The following is an 18,652-nucleotide window of genomic DNA, read 5'->3' on the forward strand; positions in this document are numbered from 1 at the left end:
TTGAAAGGGTTACCACTGATTCTGGCAGGGTGGAATGCCATGGGGCGATGTGTCCCCCATGTCTTGGCAAACCAGCTATGCCGGTTTGCCAAAATAAGAAAGCATCACTGCGCGCTCGCGACCTTCTGCGCCTCGAGTGGTGCAGCATCCTTCAGCTTTTCGCCGATGCCCTTGAGAATGTCGGTCGATTGCACCGAGAGCATGCGCGGGCGGACGAGGGTCGGCGCGCCATCCTTCGGCTTGTTGGCCTGCGCCTTGGCGATATCCTGTTCGGATGGCAGCGGGTTTTCGATGCCGGGAATGGGGCGCAGCGTCACTCCCTGATGGGCATAATCCATCGCGCGTTTGAAGGTCATGGCGGGCAACGAGCCGCCGGTCATGTTGTTGGTCGACGTATAGTCGTCGTTGCCGAACCAGACGGCGCAGGTGTAGTTGCCGGTAAAGCCCACGAACCAGGCGTCGCGATAGGCCTGTGTCGTGCCCGTCTTGCCGGCGGTGACGACGCCGTTGTCGAGGGCCGCCTTGCGCGCCGTACCCACATAAGGCACCCGCGACAGCATCTGGTTCATGTAGCTGTCGGCCTGTTCGGAAAGCACGCGCTTGGCGGGCGGTTCGTCACGGTCGAAGTCGTAGAGAATGTCGCCACCGTAATCGAGGATCTGCGTGATGCCATGGCGACGCGACTGGTAGCCGCCGGCCGGGAAAACCGCATAGGCGGTCGCCTGATCGAGCACAGTCACTTCCGAAGTGCCGATGGGGATTGTTACGTCGTCGCGGATCGGCGTTTCCACACCCATGGCCTTGGCCATGGCGCGGATCGGCTGAATGCCGAGCTTTTCCTTGGCAAGGCGCACCGGAATGGTATTGATCGATTGAGCAACGGCGGTTTCCAGCGTGATGCGGCCGGCATAGCGGTTTGCGTAATTGTGCGGGCTCCAGTTGCCCCAGGAGATCGGCGCGTCGATGATCGTCGTCTTCGGCGTCATCCCGCTCTCCATGGCCACTGAATAGGTATAGACTTTGAAGGATGAGCCCGGCTGGCGCAGCGCCCTAGTGGCGCGATTGAACTGGCTCTCGCCATAGTCGCGCCCGCCGACCATGGCGCGCACGGCACCGCCATTCTCGATCATCACCATCGCGCCCTGCTTGGCGTGATAGGCCTCGCCATATTCGCGCAGCGACGTCTCGATGGAATCGTCTGCCGCCTGCTGGATGCCCATGTCGATCGTGGTGCGCACGATCAGCGAGCGCTGGTGGAAGCGCGGCGACAGGCGCTGCACCTCGTCGAAGGCCCAGTCGAGGAAGAAGTCAGGCGATTCCACCTCGTTGCGGTCGACGACGGTTGCGGGATTGCGCCGCGCGGCGATCACCTGTCCCTCGGTCATCAGCCCGCTCTGGACGAGGTTGGTCAGCACCTCGTTGGCGCGGGCACGTGCCGCCGGCAGGTTCACATGCGGGGCATATTTTGCCGGTGCCTTGAAGAGGCCGGCGAGCATGGCGGATTCGGCCAGATTCACGTCGGTGATGTTCTTGCCGAAATAGAATTGCGCCGCAGCCGCGGCTCCGAATGTGCCGCCGCCCATATAGGCGCGGTCCAGATAGGTGGCGAGGATCTCTTTCTTGGAAAGGTTCGCTTCCAGCCAGAAGGCGAGGAACGCTTCGGTGATCTTGCGGTCGATCGACCGCTCGTTGGAAAGGAACAGGTTCTTGGCGAGCTGCTGCGTCAGGGTCGAACCGCCCTGGACGACTTCGCCGGCCTGGGCATTGGTGACCATGGCGCGGAAGAGGCCGACGACGTCGATGCCGAAATGGTCGAAGAAGCGCCGGTCTTCGGTCGCGAGGACGGATTTGATCAGCGAATCCGGCAGCTCGTCGATCGGCACGGAATTCTGATGGATCACGCCGCGATGGCCGATGACATTGCCATAGCGGTCGAGGAAGGTGACGGCGAAATCACCGCGGTTGCGCCAGTCTTCCTTGGTAGCCTCGAAAGCCGGTTGAGCGAGCGCCAGCATCAGCACCATGCCGACGGCGCCAAGTGTCAGCCCTTCGCCGGCAAGTTCGAAGACCATGCGCTTCCAGCCGCGAACACGGAAGCGGCGGAAGAAGATGGTGGTGTCTTCCCAGATTTCAGCGGCGCGGAAGCCGGCGTTCCAGATGGTCGAGTCGATCCATGAATCGATGCGCAGCAACAGATGCCGGTTTTTCGACGGCTGCTTCTTGCCTTGCCCGTTTTCGGGCTCATCTGGCGCATTATTTGGCCCATTATGTGGGTTGTCCGGATCCTGCACGTCCTGTATTCCCGCCTGATCGCGCTCGGCGGCCGTCAAAACCCGGACGCCGGAGCGGGGCCTGAAAGGGGCCGCAACTCTCCGGATAGCCGGAGCATGTTGAATAATTGGTTGATTTTGCGCACAAGAACAAGAGAGTTGAACGGTCGTCACGCGAATTTGCGGGCGGCTGTTGCAAGAAACGAACGATGAACGATCTGCCCTTCTGGAAGCGCAAGACGCTTGCCGAAATGAATGAAGAGGAGTGGGAAAGCCTCTGCGACGGCTGCGGCCTCTGTTGCCTCAACAAGATCGAGGAATGGGATAGCGGCGACGTCTATTTCACCTCGATCCGCTGCAAGCTGCTCGACAGCGAGAGCTGTCGCTGCTCCAGCTATCCGAACCGCTGGGATTTCGTGCCCGATTGCATTCAGCTCACCAAGGAGAACGTTTCCGAGATCGAATGGCTGCCGCCCACCTGCGGCTATCGCCTCGTCAACGAGGGGCGCGATCTCTACTGGTGGCACCCACTCGTCTCGGGGGATCCGGAAACCGTCCACGCTGCCGGCATCTCGGCTCGCGGCCGCACCGTCAGCGAAAACGATGTCGATATCGACGATTTCGAGGACTATGTCGTCGACTGGCCGCTGACGGTCGGTGACGACTCCGAAAAAGCCGAGGAAAAGGCTAGCTGATCGTCACTGCCAGGTGTTGTGAGGGATCTGGAAGAGATGCCGGATGCGTGTCGTCAGTGTGGTTGGATGGCTGGCTTCGGCCGACACGCCTGCGCTGAAATGATGCTTCTCGGATTCGATCCGGCGAGACAGCAGCAGACCCAGCTCTTCGGCAAGTGCTGGCCGCTCCTGCATGATCGCGGCGAGGTGGTCCTTGGCGATCTCGTAGACCACGACCGATGTGAGCGCGCGGATATTGGCCGGCTCCAGCGCGCCCATCAGCACGCCGCGTTCCCCGAACAGGTCGCCCGGCGCAATTCTGGCAAGCTCGATGATCTCGCTGCCCTCGTGCCGCTCGACGATGGCAACGCCGCGCCGCACGATCATCAGGGAAGTCAGCGACGTATCCTGCGTCGCAATCAGGGCGTCCTTGCGGAAGTTCAGCCGCTTCATGTCAGCGGCGAGCGACTCCTTCTCGTCTTCCGTCAGCGTCGAGAAAAGCGGGATGGCATTGAGCAGGCGCCAGGCCGAGTTCGGATGTTTTCCGGCTTCTTCCTGCGGATCGGCAACGGGAATTGCCGGCGAACCCGCGGGTGCGGCAAGCTGCAGGCCTGCCGCCTTGGTATGGCGATAGACAAGATCGTAAACCTCGTTCCTGGCAGCGGTCGCCTCACCCAGTCCGGAGACGCGGAAGGAGAGTTCGAATTCGATAGCGTTGCCGTCCAGCCCCGTGATGCTGACGACGGGGGCTGGGGATTTCAGGATGGCGTTGCTGCTGAGCAGCACCGTGCGCATCGTCTCTTCGATGGTCGCCGGCGGGCTTGAGGGCACGACCCGGATCTTCAGCGAGACGCCATGGGCTTCTTCAGGACTCGTCAGATTCGTCAGCCGCGCCTTGGCAAGAGCGCTGTTGGGCACGATGACGAGGTCGTTCGTGCCGTTCAAAAGGTGGGTGGAGCGCCAGTTCGTCTCCACCACGCGGCCCTGCACGCCGTCATCGAGGACGATCCAGTCGCCGACGCTGTAATGCCGGCCGAGATTGAGCGCGATGCCCGAGAAGACGTCGTTCAGCGTGCTCTGCAGCGCAAGGCCGAGCACGATGGCGAAGACGCCCGAGGTGGCGATCAGCGTGGCAACGGGCGCGCCGAAGACATAGGCGACGACTGAAAGTGCTGCGCCGACATAGATGATGGCGACAATAAGGTCCTGCAGCAGACGCGCCTCGCGCGGCTTGCGCTCGAAGATCAGGAAGAGCCGCACCGAGCTTGTCAGCACCATCGCCCCGCCGATCCACCAGACCGCCTTGGCGACCCCGACGAAAATGCGCCGGAAAAGATCCGTCGCTTGGCCCATGTCTGACGTGTAGGGCGCAATCTCGTTCTCAACGAGCAGCAGCGTCAGCAGTGCAAAGAAGACGAAATTGGCGATCAGCCGGAAGGTCGGGTTTCGTCCGAAGATGAACCGTGCCACGGCGCTGAGCAGAACGAGAGCGATAAACTGATACAGCGGATCTTCCAGCATGGTCCATGACATGCATTGCATCCTGGTTGGGGCATTCGACCCTATATCACGGATGAAGAAGTTCTGTCCTCTGACACGAATGGATAGGGTATCGCCACCGCTAACGTCGGCCGGCCGCAACCGCTGCTGCGACCGGCCGACGTGGCGGCTATTTCGCGGCGTATGCCTCGAGTGCCTGGATGAGCTTCAGGCCTGCTTCGGCGCGTGCGGTATTCGGATAGTTCCGATTTGCCAGCATCGTCAGCCCGATATGCGCCTTCGGCACCAGCACGACATAAGCGCCGAAGCCGTTCGTCGATCCGGTCTTGTTCATCAGCACTGATGTCTGCGGCGCAAGCGGCTTCGCCCGCTGTTTGACCGGCTGGCTTTCCAAACTCATCTTGGCCGAGTTGCCGTCGACAAGCCGCTTGAGCGCGACCGGCCAGGCATATTGCTCCCAGACCATGTCCTGCGTGTAATAGGCCGTATCGAAATAGCCCGTATGTGTCTTCTCGATCGCCGCCTTGAACTCGGGCGCCAGAGCATCCGGCTTCAAATTCAGCGCGAGCAGATGGACCATGTCGCGAGCCGTGGATTTGACGCCGTAAGCCTCGTCATCGAGGACGCCTGGGCCGACGCGGACGGGACGATTGTCCTTGGCATAACCGAAGGCGTAGCGGTCCATGGCCTCAGGCGGAACCGAGATGAAGGTGCTCTTGAGGCCGAGGGCGGGAAACAGCTGGCCTTCGGCCGCCTGCCTGTAGCTCCCGCCGAAACGCTCTCCGGCGATGCGCCCGAGAAGGCCGATGCTGACATTGGAATAGGAGCGCATGGTGCCTGCCTTGTAGGCCGGCTTCCAGGCCTTCAGATAGGTCATCAACTCGGCATCATCAGTTACACTGTTCGGCACCTGCAGCGGCAGGCCGCCCGAGGTGTGGGTAGCGAGGTTGACGAGCGTGACCCGGTCGAAGGCGCTCCCCTTGAGCTCCGGCAGATAGGTCGAGACGGGTTGTTCCATCGACAACAGGCCGCGCTGTTCTCCAAGTGCTGCGAGCGTGACATTAAAAATTTTGCTGACGGAGCCAAGCTCGAAGATCGTGTCGCTGGTGACGGGTGCCTTCGTCTCGCGCGAAGCTTCACCGTGAGTGTAGTAGAATTCGGAGCTGTTGATCGAAACGCCGACGGCGAGCCCCGGAATATCGTAGGCCTTGATCACCGGCTGAAAAATGCGGTTTGCGATCTCCTGGAACGCCTTGTCCGTCATGTCGGCTGCATGAAGCGGGCTCGCCGACAAAACGAGGGCGATAAGGCAGTGTTTCATATTCACGAGCGTTTCCTTCACGTGCGCCCGGCGACATGGCCGGTACATGGTCGATAGCCCGCCTCTTTGCCCCTCCGCAAACGATAAGAACTCGCAGGAGACCCTAGATTAATTTGGGCTCGAGGGCGGCAAGAAAGAGCCGCAGTTCCCGCTCCACGTAGTCGGCGACTGCGCCCTCGGAGGAAAAGCCCCACCAGAGAAGCGATCCCTGCCATTGCGACAGCATCAGCCGGGCAATGGTCTGCGCTTGTCTCTGTCCCTCGAAACGCTCGGCAAGCGCTGCCGTCAGCGCCGCGCCCCAGGCAGCGCCCCGGGCGCGCAACATCGAATCGCGGAAATCCTCGCGCAGCAGGAGCAGGCCTTCCGCGTAGGAGGCGGGGTTGTCGCCATAGTCTCGGGAAAGGCCGGTCAGCAAGGCGATCGCCCCATCTGCCGTCTTCGGCATGGCTTCGGCGAGCCGCGCCGTTTCCGCATCCAGCCTGTCCCAGGCATGGAGCAGGGCGGCGCGCAGCATGCCGGCCTTGGTGGCAAAACGCTGCACCAGTGTCGAGCCCGAGAGGCCGCTCGCCTTCGAGACTGCTGCAAAGGTCGCTGCATCCGGCCCCTTGGATTGGATCACATCGAGAACCATCGATAGCAGCCGTTCATCGGAAAGCGTGCGCGGACGCGGCATGAAATTTCCTCTTGCGTTCAACAGATTTATGAACGAACATTCGTTTATATACAAGGGGGCCGGCTAGGCCGCCGATTGTTTCTAGCGGGGAGGAGAGCGAAATGACAGCGGACTTGAAGGGAAAGGTTGCACTTGTCGCTGGCGGAACGCGCGGCGCCGGTCGCGGCATCGCGGTGGAGCTGGGCGCGGCAGGCGCGACTGTCTATGTGACCGGCCGCACGACCCGCGCGCAGCAATCCGAATATGGCCGGCCGGAAACCATCGAGGAAACAGCCGAACTGGTGAGTGCGGCTGGCGGTCGCGGCATCGCCATGCAGGTGGATCATCTGGTCCCGGGTGAGGTGGAAGCTCTGGTTGCCCGCATTCGTGCGGAGCAGGGCAGGCTGGATATTCTCGTCAACGACATCTGGGGCGGCGAGCATCTGACGGAGTGGGACAAACCGGTCTGGGAGCACTCCCTCGACAAGGGTCTTCGCATGCTGCGGCTTGCGATCGACACGCATTTCATCACCGCCCATTACGCGCTGGCGCTGATGATCGAGCGGCCCGGCGGCCTGCTGGTGGAGATGACCGACGGTACGGCGGATTACAACGCCACCCATTACCGGCTTTGCCCCTACTACGATCTCGTCAAGACGGGCACGAACCGTATGGCCTGGGCGCATGCCAGGGACCTCGCGCCGCACGGCGCGACCGCGGTTTCGCTTTCGCCCGGCTGGATGCGCTCGGAAATGATGCTGGAGATCTATGGCGTGAAGGAAGAAAATTGGCGGGATGGCACAAAGGTCCAGCCGCATTTTGTTATCTCGGAAACGCCGCGTTTCACCGGCCGGGCAGTCGCCGCACTCGCTGCCGATCCCGACCGCAGCAGATGGAACGGCCAGTCGCTGTCGAGCTTCCAATTGGCCGAGGCTTACGGCTTCACCGATCTCGACGGCACGCGGCCGGATTGCTGGCGTTATCTTGCCGAGGTGCAGGAGCCCGGCAAACCGGCTGATGACACCGGCTATCGCTGACGGGATCTAGAGCCTTTCCTGGTTAGCTTGAAGCATTCTGCCGGAGCAGGTTTGTGTCAGGGCAAAGGCGATTGGCGACGGGCATACCCCAGGTACGTCCGAGCCGATCGCCTTTGATCCTGGCGCAAAGATGCCCGGCCCCCGCTGGTTTGCTAGCAAACCAGCGGGGTTGGCTGAAACGGGCCGTCTGATCGACCGGCCGGCTTGGCCGTAGATCTGGGCTACGACGCGCGCCGGCCGGTCGACCATCCGACTCCGTTTGAGCCAACAGAATGCTGCAAGCTAACCAGGAAAGGCTCTAGCGCGTCACCGCGCCACCGCCCGAGGGGTTGATGAGCGGAATAGGCTGTTTGCCGTCGCTGCCGGCGTCCGGCTTGAGGATCGGCGGTTTGCCGGACTCTTTCCCGTGTGAATCTTGGTTGCCGGTGTCGGCGGGCGGACCTGCTTCCGGTTTTATGAAACGTTGCGGGTTGGCCATGGGTCTTCCTAATCATCTTCCTTGGTCTTCATGGCGTCGGAAACCTTCTTCACATTGGGATGGTTGAGGTTTTCGCCGTGGGCATCGCGGGCCTTTTCCGGATCATCCTTCGCATGCAGATAGCCTGCTGGCTTCGTGCCCTGCGGCCCTTCCCAGCGCGGCGACTGATCTGTGGTGCCGGGCGCACCATCCTTGGGACTGTTCAGTGCCATGATATTTCTCCTTTACTGTCGCAGAGAACAACAGGGCAGGACCGGCATTGTTCCCTGTGCGAATCTGCTAGTTTCGCCGAAAAGGGAGCTCGCATGGCTTTGCGGATCATTTCACTGAATGTCTGGGGCGGCAGCATTCACGCACCGCTGATCGATTATCTTGCGGGCGCGGAGGCCGATATCTTCTGCCTGCAGGAGGTGGTGCGATCGGCTGCGGGTGCGCCTGACTGGCTGGAATATCGCGACGGCAACACTGTGCTGCCGCAACGCGCCCATCTTTACGACGAAATCGCCGCCATTCTGCCTGACCATGACGGCTTCTTCTGCCCCTTTGCGCGGGGCGATCTCTTTGACGGCGAGACGGTCTTCACGACCGAATTCGGTATCGCCACCTTCGTGCGTAAATCATATCCTGTCATCGGCCAGGCGGCGGATTTTATCCATGGCCGTTTTTCGGCCGATGACTGGGGCGAGCATCCGCGATCCCGCAATGCCCATTGCATCCGCCTGTTCGACTACTCCGGCGGCTTTTCCGTCACCATCGCCCAGCTTCACGGCCTGCGCGATCCCGCCGGCAAGGGCGACATTCCGGCCCGCCATGCCCAGGCCGACGCACTGGTCGAACTCATCGAACGCGTCTGGCCCGGTGATGAACGCCTCGTCGTCTGTGGTGATTTCAATGTGCTGCCTGACAGCGTCACCTTCGAGAAGCTTGGCCGCCTCGGCCTCAACGATCTCGTCACCGGCAGAGGCTTTACCGATACCCGCACCTCGCTCTATCCGAAGGAGGGGCGCTTTGCCGATTATATGCTGGTGACGCCGGAGGTCGTGGTGGAGCGCTTTGAAATTGTCGAACAGCCCGAGGTTTCCGATCATCGGGCGCTTTTACTTGAAGTTGCCTAGCGCAGCTTGAAGTGCTTCTCCAGGTCGGCAATCTGCTCGCCATTCAGCTGTCGCACCTTCATGCCGCGGGTGATGATCGAAAGCTTCGCCGCTTCCTCCAGCTCCTCGATGGCAAAGACGGCGGAATCAAGCGTGGCGGCCGATACGATCGGCCCGTGATTTTCGAGAAGCACCGCACTGTGCTGACCGGCGATTTCGGCAATCAGCGGCTTCACATCCGCCGAGCCCGGCCGCGTATAGGACACAACGGGCACCTTGCCGACACGCATGACGACATAGGGCGTCAGCGGCGGAATGGCATCCTTCGGATCGGTATCGGCAAGGCAGGAAAGCGCCGTTGCATAGGTGGAATGCAGGTGCACGACCGCACCCGTCTGCGGCCGCTTCTCATAGAAGGAGAAATGCAGCGGCAACTCCTTGGTCGGCGCGTCGCCCGAGAGGTGCTTGCCGTCGCTGTCGAGCTTCGAAAGCCTGTTGGCATCGAGGAAGCCGAGGCAGGAATTGGTCGGCGTTGCGAGGTAGAAGTCCTCGGTCTTCACCGAGATATTGCCGGAAGAGCCGGCCGTAAGCCCCCGGTCGAAAAGCGATTTTCCCCAGCGGACGATGCTTTCCCGCAGTGCTGCCTCATTCATGGCCGGCGATCCTGTCCAGTGCCTTGGCGAAAAAGTCGGGCGAGCCGAAATTGCCGCTCTTCAGCGCCAGGCCGATCGGCCGCATTGGCCGGCCGCGCTCGGAAACGAGGACCGGCACGCCGGGATCGATCTCCGCACCGATGATCATCTGCTTGAGGCCGAGCGCTTCGACGACGGCGCCTGACGTTTCCCCGCCGCCGACGACGATCTGGTGTGTGCCGGTATCGGCAAGCCGCTTGGCAAGGCCGCCGAAGAAATCCTCGAGGATCTTTGCCGATTCCTCGCGGCCGAAGCGCTGCTGCACGAAGCTCACGACATCGGGCGAGGTGGTGGAATAGACGATCGGATTGTCGTCCGCATTGGAGGCTACCCAGCGGGCGGCATGCTCTATCGACATCGTGCCGCGCACAATAGCCGCCGGATCGATCGAGAGACCGGGATGGTTCTGCAGATGGCAGGCGACCTGGTTCTGCGAGGCAAGCGAACAGGAGCCGCAGAGGATGACGCCCGGCCCGCTGACGGCGGGTACCTCGGCCGGAATGCCTAATAGTTTGCCGCGCTTGGCGAAGTTGCACACCAGCCCCTGCGCCAGTCCGGACCCGCCGGTCACCAGCTCATGATCGACCACCGCCTCGCCGATCGTCAGGAGATCGGCATCCTCGATGGCGTCGACCACGACGAGGCGGTTGCCCTCGGTCAGCTCGTCGCGCAGGCGGCTGCGGATGGCGCCAGAACCTTCGCGCACCGTATCGAGCGTGATGCTGCCGACGCCGCCGCGCGTCTGCAGCCGCAGCCAGCGGCGGATATCCGGATCGGTCATCGGCGTCAGCGGATGGTTCTCCATGCCGGATTCGCTGAGCAGCTTGTCCTTGACGAAAAGGTGGCCCATGAACACCCGTCGGCCCGTTGCCGGAAAGGCGGGGCAGACGACGGTGACATTGGCGCCCGTCAGCCGCTGCAGGGCTTCGGCCACCGGGCCGATATTGCCTTCGGGCGTGGAATCGAAGGTCGAGCAATATTTGAAGAAAATCTGCTCGCAGCCTTGGTCCAGCAGCCAGCGCGCCGCATCCATCGACTGCAACACCGCATCCTCGACCGGCGCCGAGCGTGTCTTCAGCGCCACGACGCCCGCTTCGCAATTCACCTTGCCGCGGCCGGGACCGACGAACTGCATCGTCGACATGCCGCCGCGCGCAAGGGTATTGGCAAGATCGCTGGCGCCGGTGAAATCGTCGGCAATGGCTCCAAGCAGCATGTCAGGCGCGCTCCGGCAGTCTGTTGTTCAATTCGTCCTCGATATGGACGCGGATAATGTCGTCAAAGGATGTCTCGGCTGTGAAGCCGAGCGACAGGGCGCGGCTGGCATCGAAGCTCTGCGGCCAGCCGGCGATGATCTTGGCGATACCGGCGTCCGGTTCGCGCCGGATCAGCCTCACGGCGCTCTCGCCGGCAACGCGCCTCAGCGCCTCGATCTCATCGCCGACGGTGGCGGCAAGCCCCGGCATGGTCAGCGTGCGGATCTGTCCGAGCGGCACTGTCTCGAGTTCGGCAGCCTTGAGCAGGAAACGGATCGCCGCGCGCGGGCTTGCAAACCAGTGACGAACGCTTTCATCGACCGGAAGCACCGCCTCCTGGCCGATCAGCGGCTCGCGCAGAATGCTGGAGAAGAAGCCGGAGGCGGCCCGGTTCGGCTTGCCGGGGCGGATGGTGATGGTCGGCAGGCGGATGCCGATGCCGTCGAGGAAGCCGCGCCTGGAATAATCTGCCAGCAGCAGTTCATCGATCGCCTTCTGCGTGCCGTAGCTCGTCAGCGGCGTCAGGTGATGTGTATCGCCGATAATCGATGGCAGCGGCTCGCCGAAGACCGCGATGGAGGAGGTGAAGACGAGCTTCGGGCAATAGGGCTGTTCGGCAAGCCGGATCGCCTCGAGCAGGAAGCGCGTGCCGTCGAGATTGACGCGGTAGCCCTTCTCGAAATCCGCTTCCGCCTCGCCGGAGACGATCGCCGCCAGATGGAAGATCAGGTCCGGCCGTCGAGCGATCAGCTGCTCGGCCGTTCCCGGCTGTGAAAGGTCAGCCGCAATGGCCTCCACTGCGCCGCCGAAATCAGGTTTTTCCGGCGCCACGACATCCGCCAGCACCAGCGCGTCGATGGATCTGCCGTTCAGCGTCCCGCGCTCGCACAAAGCATGGACGAGCTTGCGGCCGATCATCCCGGCCGCGCCGATAACAAGGATTTTCATTTGAAGCGGTCCCTCCGACCGATGAAATGAACGCCAACAGAAAACGCGCCGCCGCCTGAGTCGGCGTGGACGCCACGTTTCCAGTTAAGACCAGCCGGGAAGGGCTGTCACGCAATTTCAGCCGGAAGGGCCTGTTTGATTGCGAGTTGGAAACCACTCCATGAGCCGCGGCGACAGGGCTCCTGTCGATGCAGTTCGGTCTCCCCGGACGCCGAAGGCAGTATTGGGACATCCCCGCGGGTCTTGCCCCACGGCCGGTTTCGCGGCAACAAGCGTTGCATGAGCATCCCGACAGAATACCCCTTCGACTTCGACCCCACCTACGGCATGACGCTTGCCGATCTGCAGGCGATCCGCCCGCCCGAGGCACCGCCGGGCTTCGATGCTTTCTGGCAGAAACGCTATGCCAGGGCACTGACGGTGAGGCCGCAGCCGGTGCTGACCAAGAGCAAGGACGCCCATCCGGACTGGCATGTGCAGGATATCGTTTACACCTCCACCGATAATATCAGCATCGGCGGCTGGCTGCTTACGCCCCGCAAGGGCGAGATCAAGCGCGGTCTCGTCGTCGGCCACGGTTATGGCGGCCGCGACCAGCCGGAATTCGATATCCCGGTCGAGGAGACCGCGATCCTCTTTCCCTGCTTCCGCGGCATGTCGCGCAGCGCCCATCCGCCGATCTCGCCGGAGGCGCCCTGGCATGTGCTGCACGATATCGACGATCCCGATCATTACGTGATCGGCGGCTGTGTCGAGGATCTCTGGGTTGCCGTCTCTGTGCTGCTGGCGCTCTATCCAGCTCTGTCAGGCCATATCGGCTATAGCGGCATCAGCTTCGGCGGTGGCATCGGCGCGCTCGCAATTCCCTTTGATGTCAGAATCACGCGCGGCCATCTGACCGTGCCGACCTTCGGGAACCGCAAGCTGTGGCTGACATTGCCGACTGTCGGCAGCGCCCATTCGGTGCAGGAATACGCAAAGACCCATCCCGAGGTCTTTGAAAAGCTGCGCCTTTTCGATGCCGCAACGGCTGCGACGCGTATCAAAGTGCCGATGCTGACCGCTGTCGCGCTCTTCGATCCGGCGGTAGCACCTCCCTGTCAGTTCACGGTGGCGAACGCTCTGCCGCAATCAAAATTTAATGAAATCTTCATCCTGGATGCCGGGCATTTCGACTATCTTGATAGTGCAGTGCAGCAGACTGCGCTGCACGAGCGAGTCGGGCGGTTTTTCAGGGGTCTATGAACCGAGAATATCTGCGCTGGTACAGCGATCGGCTCCATCGTGACATGGAGCTTCTGGTGTTCGGCCATGCCGGCGCCAAAGTACTGATGTTCCCAACGCGGGAAGGGCGCTTTTGGGAATATGAACATCTCGGCATCGTCGCCAGCCTCAGAGATAAACTCGAGGCCGGTCACCTGCAGCTTTTCTGCATCGAAGGCCTGGCGAACGAGACCTTCTACGATTTCCGCCGCCATCCGGCCGATCGTATCAGTCGCCATATCGCTTTCGAAGAATATGTGCTGAACGAGGTTCTGCCGCTGATGGAGAGCCGCAACCGGCACGAATGCACCATCGTCCACGGCTGCAGCCTCGGCGCCTTCCAGGCCGCCAGCCTCGTCTTTCGCCACCCGCATCTCTTTCGCAAGCTGGTGGCCTTTTCCGGCCGCTACGACCTGACGATGAGGGTCGAGTCCTTCGGTGATCTCTTCGAGGGCTATTACGACGAGACCGTCTACTTCCACATGCCGACGCATTTCCTGCCGGGTCTTCCCTCTGACTGGCGGCTGGAGAAGCTGCGCCAGGTCGATATCGTCCTGACGATCGGCAACGAGGATCCCTTCCTTGACAACAACCGATATCTCAGCCGGCTGCTTGCCGAAAAGGGCGTCGGCCATCAACTGTATTTCTGGGATGGAAGGGCACACCGCGCGGGTGCCTGGCGCCGGATGGCGCCGCTCTACATCTAAATGCCGCCGGATGGCGCCGCTCTATCTCTGAGCACCGTTGGGCTTTACTGCATCAGCGGCTTCTTCAGGAAGCTGTTGCGGTCGGCAGATTTGATGCGCAGCCAGGCTTCACGACCATTGCGCAGCACGCGTATCGGAATTTCCGACCCCGCAGGCCCGCTCTTCCAGACCTTCCGGTAGAAATCGGCAAGCCCGTCCACCTCGCCGTCGCGGATTTCGGAGATGACGTCGCCCTGCTGCAGGCCGGCCTGTGCTGCCGGGCCGCCCTTGGCAACGCTCATGACTACCACTTCGCCGTTGCTTTCGGCCGAAAAGGCGCCGAGCCACGGGCGCGGCGGCCGGTCGATGTGGCCGCGGTGCAGCACGTCTTCCAAGATTGGCGGCAGAAGGTTGATCGGCACGACCATGTTGATATCTGCGACCTCTTCGTCCTGGATCATCTGCAGGCGTAGCGATCCGATGCCGAGCAGCTTGCCCTCGTCGCTGATGAGCGCCGCGCCGCCCCAGGAGGGGTGGGCCGGTGCGATGAAGATCGCCTCGTCGAGCAGATATTCCCAGTAGCCCGCAAATTCCTGCTTGGCGACGATATGGGCCTGCACGAATTCGCCCAGACCATCGGCAAGGATCACCGCGTCGCCGACTTTGGTCTTGACCTTGTCGCCGATTTCGACCGACGGCAGGTCGAGGGGCGCAAGCGCCTGAATGAGGCCGAAGCCGGTTTCCTGATCGTAAGCCAGCGCATGGCCGGGAACGACCTTGCCGTCCTGGCGCGTCAGCCAGATATCGTCGGCTTCGGTGATCAGGTAGCCGATGGTGAGCACCAGCCCGTTATCCCTGATGACGACGCCACTTCCTTCCCGGCGGGTGCCCAGCGTATTCGCGGTGAAGGCATCTTCGGGGATGGAGGCGCGAACGGCCACAACTGACCGCAGGATCCTGTCGATATTCATGGTTTCATCCTCGTAAGGCGCAGCACAAAGGCTCGGAATGTCGCGAGGGCCGGCAAGGGCCGGACGCATACCATTCCCGTGATAACTATGTAACGGAACGCTCCGCTGCAAGACCTGTGGCCTGCGGTCTTTTACCCGGCCTTATCTCACCTGACCTTATTTCGCTTGAGCGGCCGCCTCTCGGCCATATTGCCGCGGCGAGCGCGCCATCACCCGCTTGAAGGCAGTGCTGAAGGCGCTTTCGGACTCGTAGCCGAGCGAAAGGGCGATCGTGCCGATCGGCTCGCTGCTGTTTGTCAGACGCTCGCCTGCCAGCATCATACGCCAGCGGGTGAGATAATCCATCGGCGCGGCTCCGACCTTCTCCTTGAAGCGCTCGGCAAAGGAGGAGCGCGACATGCCGGCCAACGTGGCAAGCTGCTGCAGCGTCCAGCGCCGCGCCGGCTCGGCATGCATGGCGCCGATCGCCAGGCCGATCTGCCGGTCGGCGAGCGCAAAGAGCCAGCCGGTGCCTTCGGTATCGGGGGCGGCAAGATAGAGTCGCAGGATCTGCATCAGCATGATATGCGCCAGATGCTCCGTCATCAGGAAACCGCCCGGATGCCGGCCGCGCAGTTCCCGCGCCATCTGGTCGATCGCAAAGCGCAGAACCGAAGCCTGATCCGAATGTTCGCTGATATGGACGACCGGCGGCAATATGCCGACAAGCAGATCCGCGCCGGCGCCGGAAAAGCCGAAGCGGCTGCCGACCAGGAAGAAGGCGCCGCCGCCGTTGCAGATGGCAACCCCATCCTTCGCATGCGCATAGATATCATGGGCCGGGATTGTCGGCAGGCTGCGATCGCTCATCATGCGGAAGGGCCGGCTTTGCGTCAGCAGGAAACAATCGCCCTCTTCGAGCAGGATGGGCTCGACGCCCTCCACCTCCAGCCAGCAGCCGCCCGAAAGCACGGCATTGAACTTGATGCCCTGCGGCGGCGGAAAATCGATCGCCCAGTCGCGGCCGGCATCGAGCCCGAGCGAGACGTAGCTCTTCGGCTTCAAAAGCGCCAGCACATCGGAGAGCGGATCCATGGAAACGGAACTCATGTGGAAATCCGGACGATCGCAAACATATCGTGGACTTTAACGCATAGATCGTATGCGGGCCATCGCTTTAATCTTCGACCGAAAGCAGAAAGGAGACATCAATGGAAAACGCGCAACACCCGATCAGCTCCGGTTTCGGTGCCCGCTCGACGGCTGACGAGGTGCTCGCCGGCATCGATCTCTCGGGCAAGCTCGCGATCGTCACCGGCGGCCATTCTGGCCTCGGGCTGGAAACGACGAAGGCGCTGTCGCGGGCAGGCAGCCATGTGCTGGTCGGCGCCCGCCGGCCCGAAGAGGCGGCCAGGGCGCTCGCCGGTATCGCCAATGTAGAGGTAGAAAGGCTCGATCTTTCCGATCTCGAAAGCGTGCGGCGGTTTGCCGAGCGCTTCGTCGCGTCGGGACGCAAGGCCGATATGGTCATCAACAGCGCCGGTATCATGGCCTGCCCGGAAACTCTGATAGGGCCGGGCTGGGAGGCGCAATTTGCCACCAACCATCTCGGCCATTTCGCGCTCGTCAACCGTCTCTGGCCGGCGATTGCAAGCGGAGCCCGCGTGGTTGCCGTCTCCTCCGGTGCTCATGGCATCACGCCCATCCGCTGGGACGATATCCAGTTCACCAAGGGTTATGACCGGTGGCAGGCCTATGGACAGTCGAAGACTGCAAACGCGCTCTTTGCGGTGCAGCTCGACAGGCTGGGCAGGGATACCGGCATACGCGCTTTCTCGCTGCATCCCGGCAAGATCTTGACGCCGCTGCAGCGCCATTTGCAGAAGGAGGAAATGGTCGCCGCCGGCTGGATCGATGCCGAGGGCAATGCCATCGACCCGAGTTTCAAAACGCCTGCACAGGGCGCCGCGACACAGGTCTGGGCTGCAACCTCGCCGCAGCTTGCAGGCCTCGGCGGCATCTATTGCGCCGATTGTAACGTCGCTGTCATCTCGGACGACGGCGCGGAAACCAGCGTGCGCGCCTATGCCGTCGATCCCGACGAGGCGGCCCGATTGTGGGCGCTCTCGGCGGAACTGACCGGTGTGGACGCTTTCACCCGCTCTTAGGCGTGGATGCCGGGCGCCTCGTAGCCGGTACGCTCGACATATTCGGTATAGCCGCCGCCATACTGGTGGATGCCATCGGGCGTCAGTTCCAGCACGCGGTTGGAAAGGGCGGCCAGGAAATGCCGGTCGTGCGAAACGAACAGCATCGTGCCCTCGAAATCGGCGAGCGCCTTGATGAGCATTTCCTTGGTGTCGAGGTCGAGGTGGTTGGTCGGCTCGTCGAGCACGAGAAAGTTCGGCGGGTCGAACAGCATCTTGGCCATGACGAGGCGGGCCTTCTCGCCCCCGGACAGCACGCGGCAGCGCTTGTCCACGTCGTCTCCCGAAAAGCCGAAGCAGCCGGCGAGCGCTCTGAGCGGCGCCTGGCCGGCGAGCGGGAAGGAATCTTCCAGCCATTCCAGCACGGTGCGCTCGCCGTCGAGCAGGTCCATGGCGTGCTGGGCGAAATAGCCGAGCTTGACACTGGCACCCAGCGCCACACTGCCGGCATCTGGATCGGCAGTGCCCGTCACCAGCTTCAGCAGCGTCGACTTGCCGGCGCCGTTGACGCCCATGATGCACCAGCGCTCCTTGCGGCGGACCATGAAATCCAGGCCTTCATAGATAACGCGGCTGCCGTATTTCTTATGCACGTTCTTGAGGTTGACGACGTCTTCGCCCGAACGCGGCGCCGGCTGGAATTCGAAGGCCACCGTCTGGCGGCGCTTCGGCGGCTCGACGCGCTCGATCTTTTCCAGCTTCTTCACACGGCTCTGTACCTGCGAGGCGTGGCTGGCGCGCGCCTTGAAGCGCTCGATGAACTTGATTTCCTTGGCAAGCATCGCCTGCTGGCGCTCGAATTGGGCCTGCTGCTGCTTCTCGTTCTGCGCCCGCTGCTGCTCGTAGAAGCCGTAGTCGCCGGAATAGCTGTTCAGCGAACCGGCGTCGATCTCGATGATCTTGGTGACGATGCGGTTCATGAACTCGCGGTCGTGCGAGGTCATCAGCAGCGCACCCTCATAGGTTTTGAGGAATTCTTCCAGCCAGATCAGGCTTTCGAGATCCAGATGGTTGCTCGGCTCGTCGAGCAGCATCACGTCCGGCCGCATCAAAAGGATGCGGCCGAGCGCCACGCGCATCTTCCAGCCGCCCGAGAGCGCGCCGACATCGCCATCCATCATTTCCTGGCTGAAGCTCAGGCCCGCCAGAACCTCGCGCGCCCGGCCTTCCAGCGCATAGCCGTCCAGTTCTTCATAACGCGCCTGCACTTCGCCGTAGCGCTCGATGATCTGGTCCATCTCGTCCATGCGGTCGGGATCGGACATGGCCGCTTCCAGCTCGCGCAATTCGGCGGCGACGATGCTGACGGGGCCGGCGCCTTCCATCACTTCGGCAACCGCGCTGCGGCCGGCCATTTCACCGACATCCTGGTTGAAATAGCCGATCGTGACGTGCTTTTCGACCGAGACTTGGCCTTCATCCGGCAGCTCGTCGCCGTTGATCATGCGGAAAAGCGTCGTCTTGCCGGCGCCGTTCGGGCCGACGAGGCCGATCTTTTCGCCGCGATTGAGGGCGGCTGTGGCTTCGATGAAGAGGATGCGGTGGCTGTTCTGCTTGCTGATATTGTCGATACGGATCATGTCTAACGCGGGTGCCTGGGAGAATTTTGGCGCCCTTATGCCAC

18 protein-coding genes are annotated in these 18,652 nt (G+C 62.2%); 6 read left to right on the forward strand and 12 right to left on the reverse strand.

The window, feature by feature from the left end:
* Window positions 1–104: 104 nt before the first annotated feature.
* Complete coding sequence (locus FHT87_RS13805; RefSeq protein ID WP_183735713.1) at window positions 105–2,291, reverse strand: transglycosylase domain-containing protein; 2,187 nt, start codon at window positions 2,289–2,291, stop codon at window positions 105–107.
* 188 nt (window positions 2,292–2,479) lie between these two features.
* Here FHT87_RS13805 and FHT87_RS13810 point away from each other — a divergent pair, with 188 nt between their 5' ends.
* Window positions 2,480–2,965, forward strand: a complete 486-nt coding sequence (locus FHT87_RS13810) for a YcgN family cysteine cluster protein (RefSeq protein ID WP_183735714.1) — start codon at window positions 2,480–2,482, stop codon at window positions 2,963–2,965.
* Between the two features lie 3 nt (window positions 2,966–2,968).
* On the opposite strand, the gene FHT87_RS13815 is transcribed toward FHT87_RS13810, so the two are convergent.
* The 3 genes from FHT87_RS13815 to FHT87_RS13825 all read right to left on the reverse strand — a co-directional run bounded on the left by FHT87_RS13815 (window position 2,969) and on the right by FHT87_RS13825 (window position 6,438).
* Entirely contained in the window at window positions 2,969–4,477 is a 1,509-nt protein-coding gene (locus tag FHT87_RS13815) for a mechanosensitive ion channel family protein (RefSeq protein WP_183735715.1), read from the reverse strand.
* Window positions 4,478–4,613: 136 nt separating this feature from the next.
* Window positions 4,614–5,765 carry a class C beta-lactamase gene (ampC, locus tag FHT87_RS13820; protein ID WP_183802720.1) on the reverse strand — a complete coding sequence of 384 codons (1,152 nt, stop codon included), beginning with the start codon at window positions 5,763–5,765 and terminating at the stop codon, window positions 4,614–4,616.
* A gap of 103 nt (window positions 5,766–5,868) precedes the next feature.
* Window positions 5,869–6,438: a TetR family transcriptional regulator gene (locus FHT87_RS13825; RefSeq protein WP_183735716.1), complete on the reverse strand. Its 570-nt coding sequence runs from the start codon at window positions 6,436–6,438 to the stop codon at window positions 5,869–5,871.
* Between the two features lie 101 nt (window positions 6,439–6,539).
* Here FHT87_RS13825 and FHT87_RS13830 point away from each other — a divergent pair, with 101 nt between their 5' ends.
* Complete coding sequence (locus FHT87_RS13830; RefSeq protein ID WP_183735717.1) at window positions 6,540–7,454, forward strand: SDR family oxidoreductase; 915 nt, start codon at window positions 6,540–6,542, stop codon at window positions 7,452–7,454.
* 298 nt (window positions 7,455–7,752) lie between these two features.
* Here the strand turns inward: FHT87_RS13830 and FHT87_RS13835 are convergent, their stop codons facing one another.
* Window positions 7,753–7,932, reverse strand: coding sequence for a hypothetical protein (locus tag FHT87_RS13835; protein ID WP_183735718.1), 180 nt, complete (start codon window positions 7,930–7,932; stop codon window positions 7,753–7,755).
* An 8-nt stretch (window positions 7,933–7,940) separates the two neighbouring features.
* Complete coding sequence (locus FHT87_RS13840) at window positions 7,941–8,144, reverse strand: hypothetical protein (RefSeq protein ID WP_183735719.1); 204 nt, start codon at window positions 8,142–8,144, stop codon at window positions 7,941–7,943.
* 93 nt (window positions 8,145–8,237) lie between these two features.
* On the opposite strand from FHT87_RS13840, the gene FHT87_RS13845 reads away from it, so the two are divergent.
* Window positions 8,238–9,047, forward strand: coding sequence for an endonuclease/exonuclease/phosphatase family protein (locus FHT87_RS13845; RefSeq protein WP_183735720.1), 810 nt, complete (start codon window positions 8,238–8,240; stop codon window positions 9,045–9,047).
* Here the strand turns inward: FHT87_RS13845 and FHT87_RS13850 are convergent.
* The 3 genes from FHT87_RS13850 to denD are packed head-to-tail and all read right to left on the reverse strand — an operon-like array spanning window position 9,044 to window position 11,922.
* Window positions 9,044–9,679 (reverse strand): aldolase, encoded by a 636-nt coding sequence (locus FHT87_RS13850; RefSeq protein ID WP_183802539.1) that lies wholly within the window; start codon window positions 9,677–9,679, stop codon window positions 9,044–9,046. The two genes, FHT87_RS13845 and FHT87_RS13850, sit on opposite strands and share 4 nt — an antisense overlap.
* Entirely contained in the window at window positions 9,672–10,934 is a 1,263-nt protein-coding gene (gene otnK / locus FHT87_RS13855; RefSeq protein WP_183802542.1) for a 3-oxo-tetronate kinase, read from the reverse strand. The genes FHT87_RS13850 and otnK overlap by 8 nt, the downstream gene beginning before the upstream one ends.
* A gap of 1 nt (window position 10,935) precedes the next feature.
* Window positions 10,936–11,922 (reverse strand): D-erythronate dehydrogenase, encoded by a 987-nt coding sequence (denD, locus tag FHT87_RS13860; RefSeq protein WP_183735723.1) that lies wholly within the window; start codon window positions 11,920–11,922, stop codon window positions 10,936–10,938.
* Window positions 11,923–12,201: 279 nt separating this feature from the next.
* On the opposite strand from denD, the gene FHT87_RS13865 reads away from it, so the two are divergent.
* A complete protein-coding gene (locus FHT87_RS13865) occupies window positions 12,202–13,167 on the forward strand; it encodes an acetylxylan esterase (RefSeq protein ID WP_183735724.1) in 966 nt (321 codons plus the stop codon).
* The gene (locus FHT87_RS13870; RefSeq protein ID WP_183802545.1) at window positions 13,164–13,892 is read left to right on the forward strand and encodes an alpha/beta hydrolase-fold protein; all 729 of its coding nucleotides are present in this window, start codon (window positions 13,164–13,166) and stop codon (window positions 13,890–13,892) included. The genes FHT87_RS13865 and FHT87_RS13870 overlap by 4 nt, the downstream gene beginning before the upstream one ends.
* 44 nt (window positions 13,893–13,936) lie before the next feature.
* On the opposite strand, the gene FHT87_RS13875 is transcribed toward FHT87_RS13870, so the two are convergent.
* Together FHT87_RS13875 and FHT87_RS13880 are read right to left on the reverse strand one after the other, a co-directional pair.
* Window positions 13,937–14,842: a S1C family serine protease gene (locus tag FHT87_RS13875; RefSeq protein WP_183802548.1), complete on the reverse strand. Its 906-nt coding sequence runs from the start codon at window positions 14,840–14,842 to the stop codon at window positions 13,937–13,939.
* A 156-nt stretch (window positions 14,843–14,998) separates the two neighbouring features.
* Window positions 14,999–15,916, reverse strand: a complete 918-nt coding sequence (locus FHT87_RS13880) for an AraC family transcriptional regulator (RefSeq protein ID WP_183802723.1) — start codon at window positions 15,914–15,916, stop codon at window positions 14,999–15,001.
* A 116-nt stretch (window positions 15,917–16,032) separates the two neighbouring features.
* Here FHT87_RS13880 and FHT87_RS13885 point away from each other — a divergent pair, with 116 nt between their 5' ends.
* Window positions 16,033–16,989 (forward strand): SDR family NAD(P)-dependent oxidoreductase, encoded by a 957-nt coding sequence (locus FHT87_RS13885; protein WP_183802551.1) that lies wholly within the window; start codon window positions 16,033–16,035, stop codon window positions 16,987–16,989.
* Here FHT87_RS13885 and FHT87_RS13890 read toward each other — a convergent pair.
* The gene (locus FHT87_RS13890) at window positions 16,986–18,608 is read right to left on the reverse strand and encodes an ABC-F family ATP-binding cassette domain-containing protein (RefSeq protein ID WP_183802554.1); all 1,623 of its coding nucleotides are present in this window, start codon (window positions 18,606–18,608) and stop codon (window positions 16,986–16,988) included. The genes FHT87_RS13885 and FHT87_RS13890 overlap by 4 nt on opposite strands.
* Window positions 18,609–18,652: the final 44 nt, after the last annotated feature.

The organism is Rhizobium sp. BK316, from assembly GCF_014193695.1.
Classification (GTDB): Bacteria; Pseudomonadota; Alphaproteobacteria; order Rhizobiales; family Rhizobiaceae; genus Rhizobium.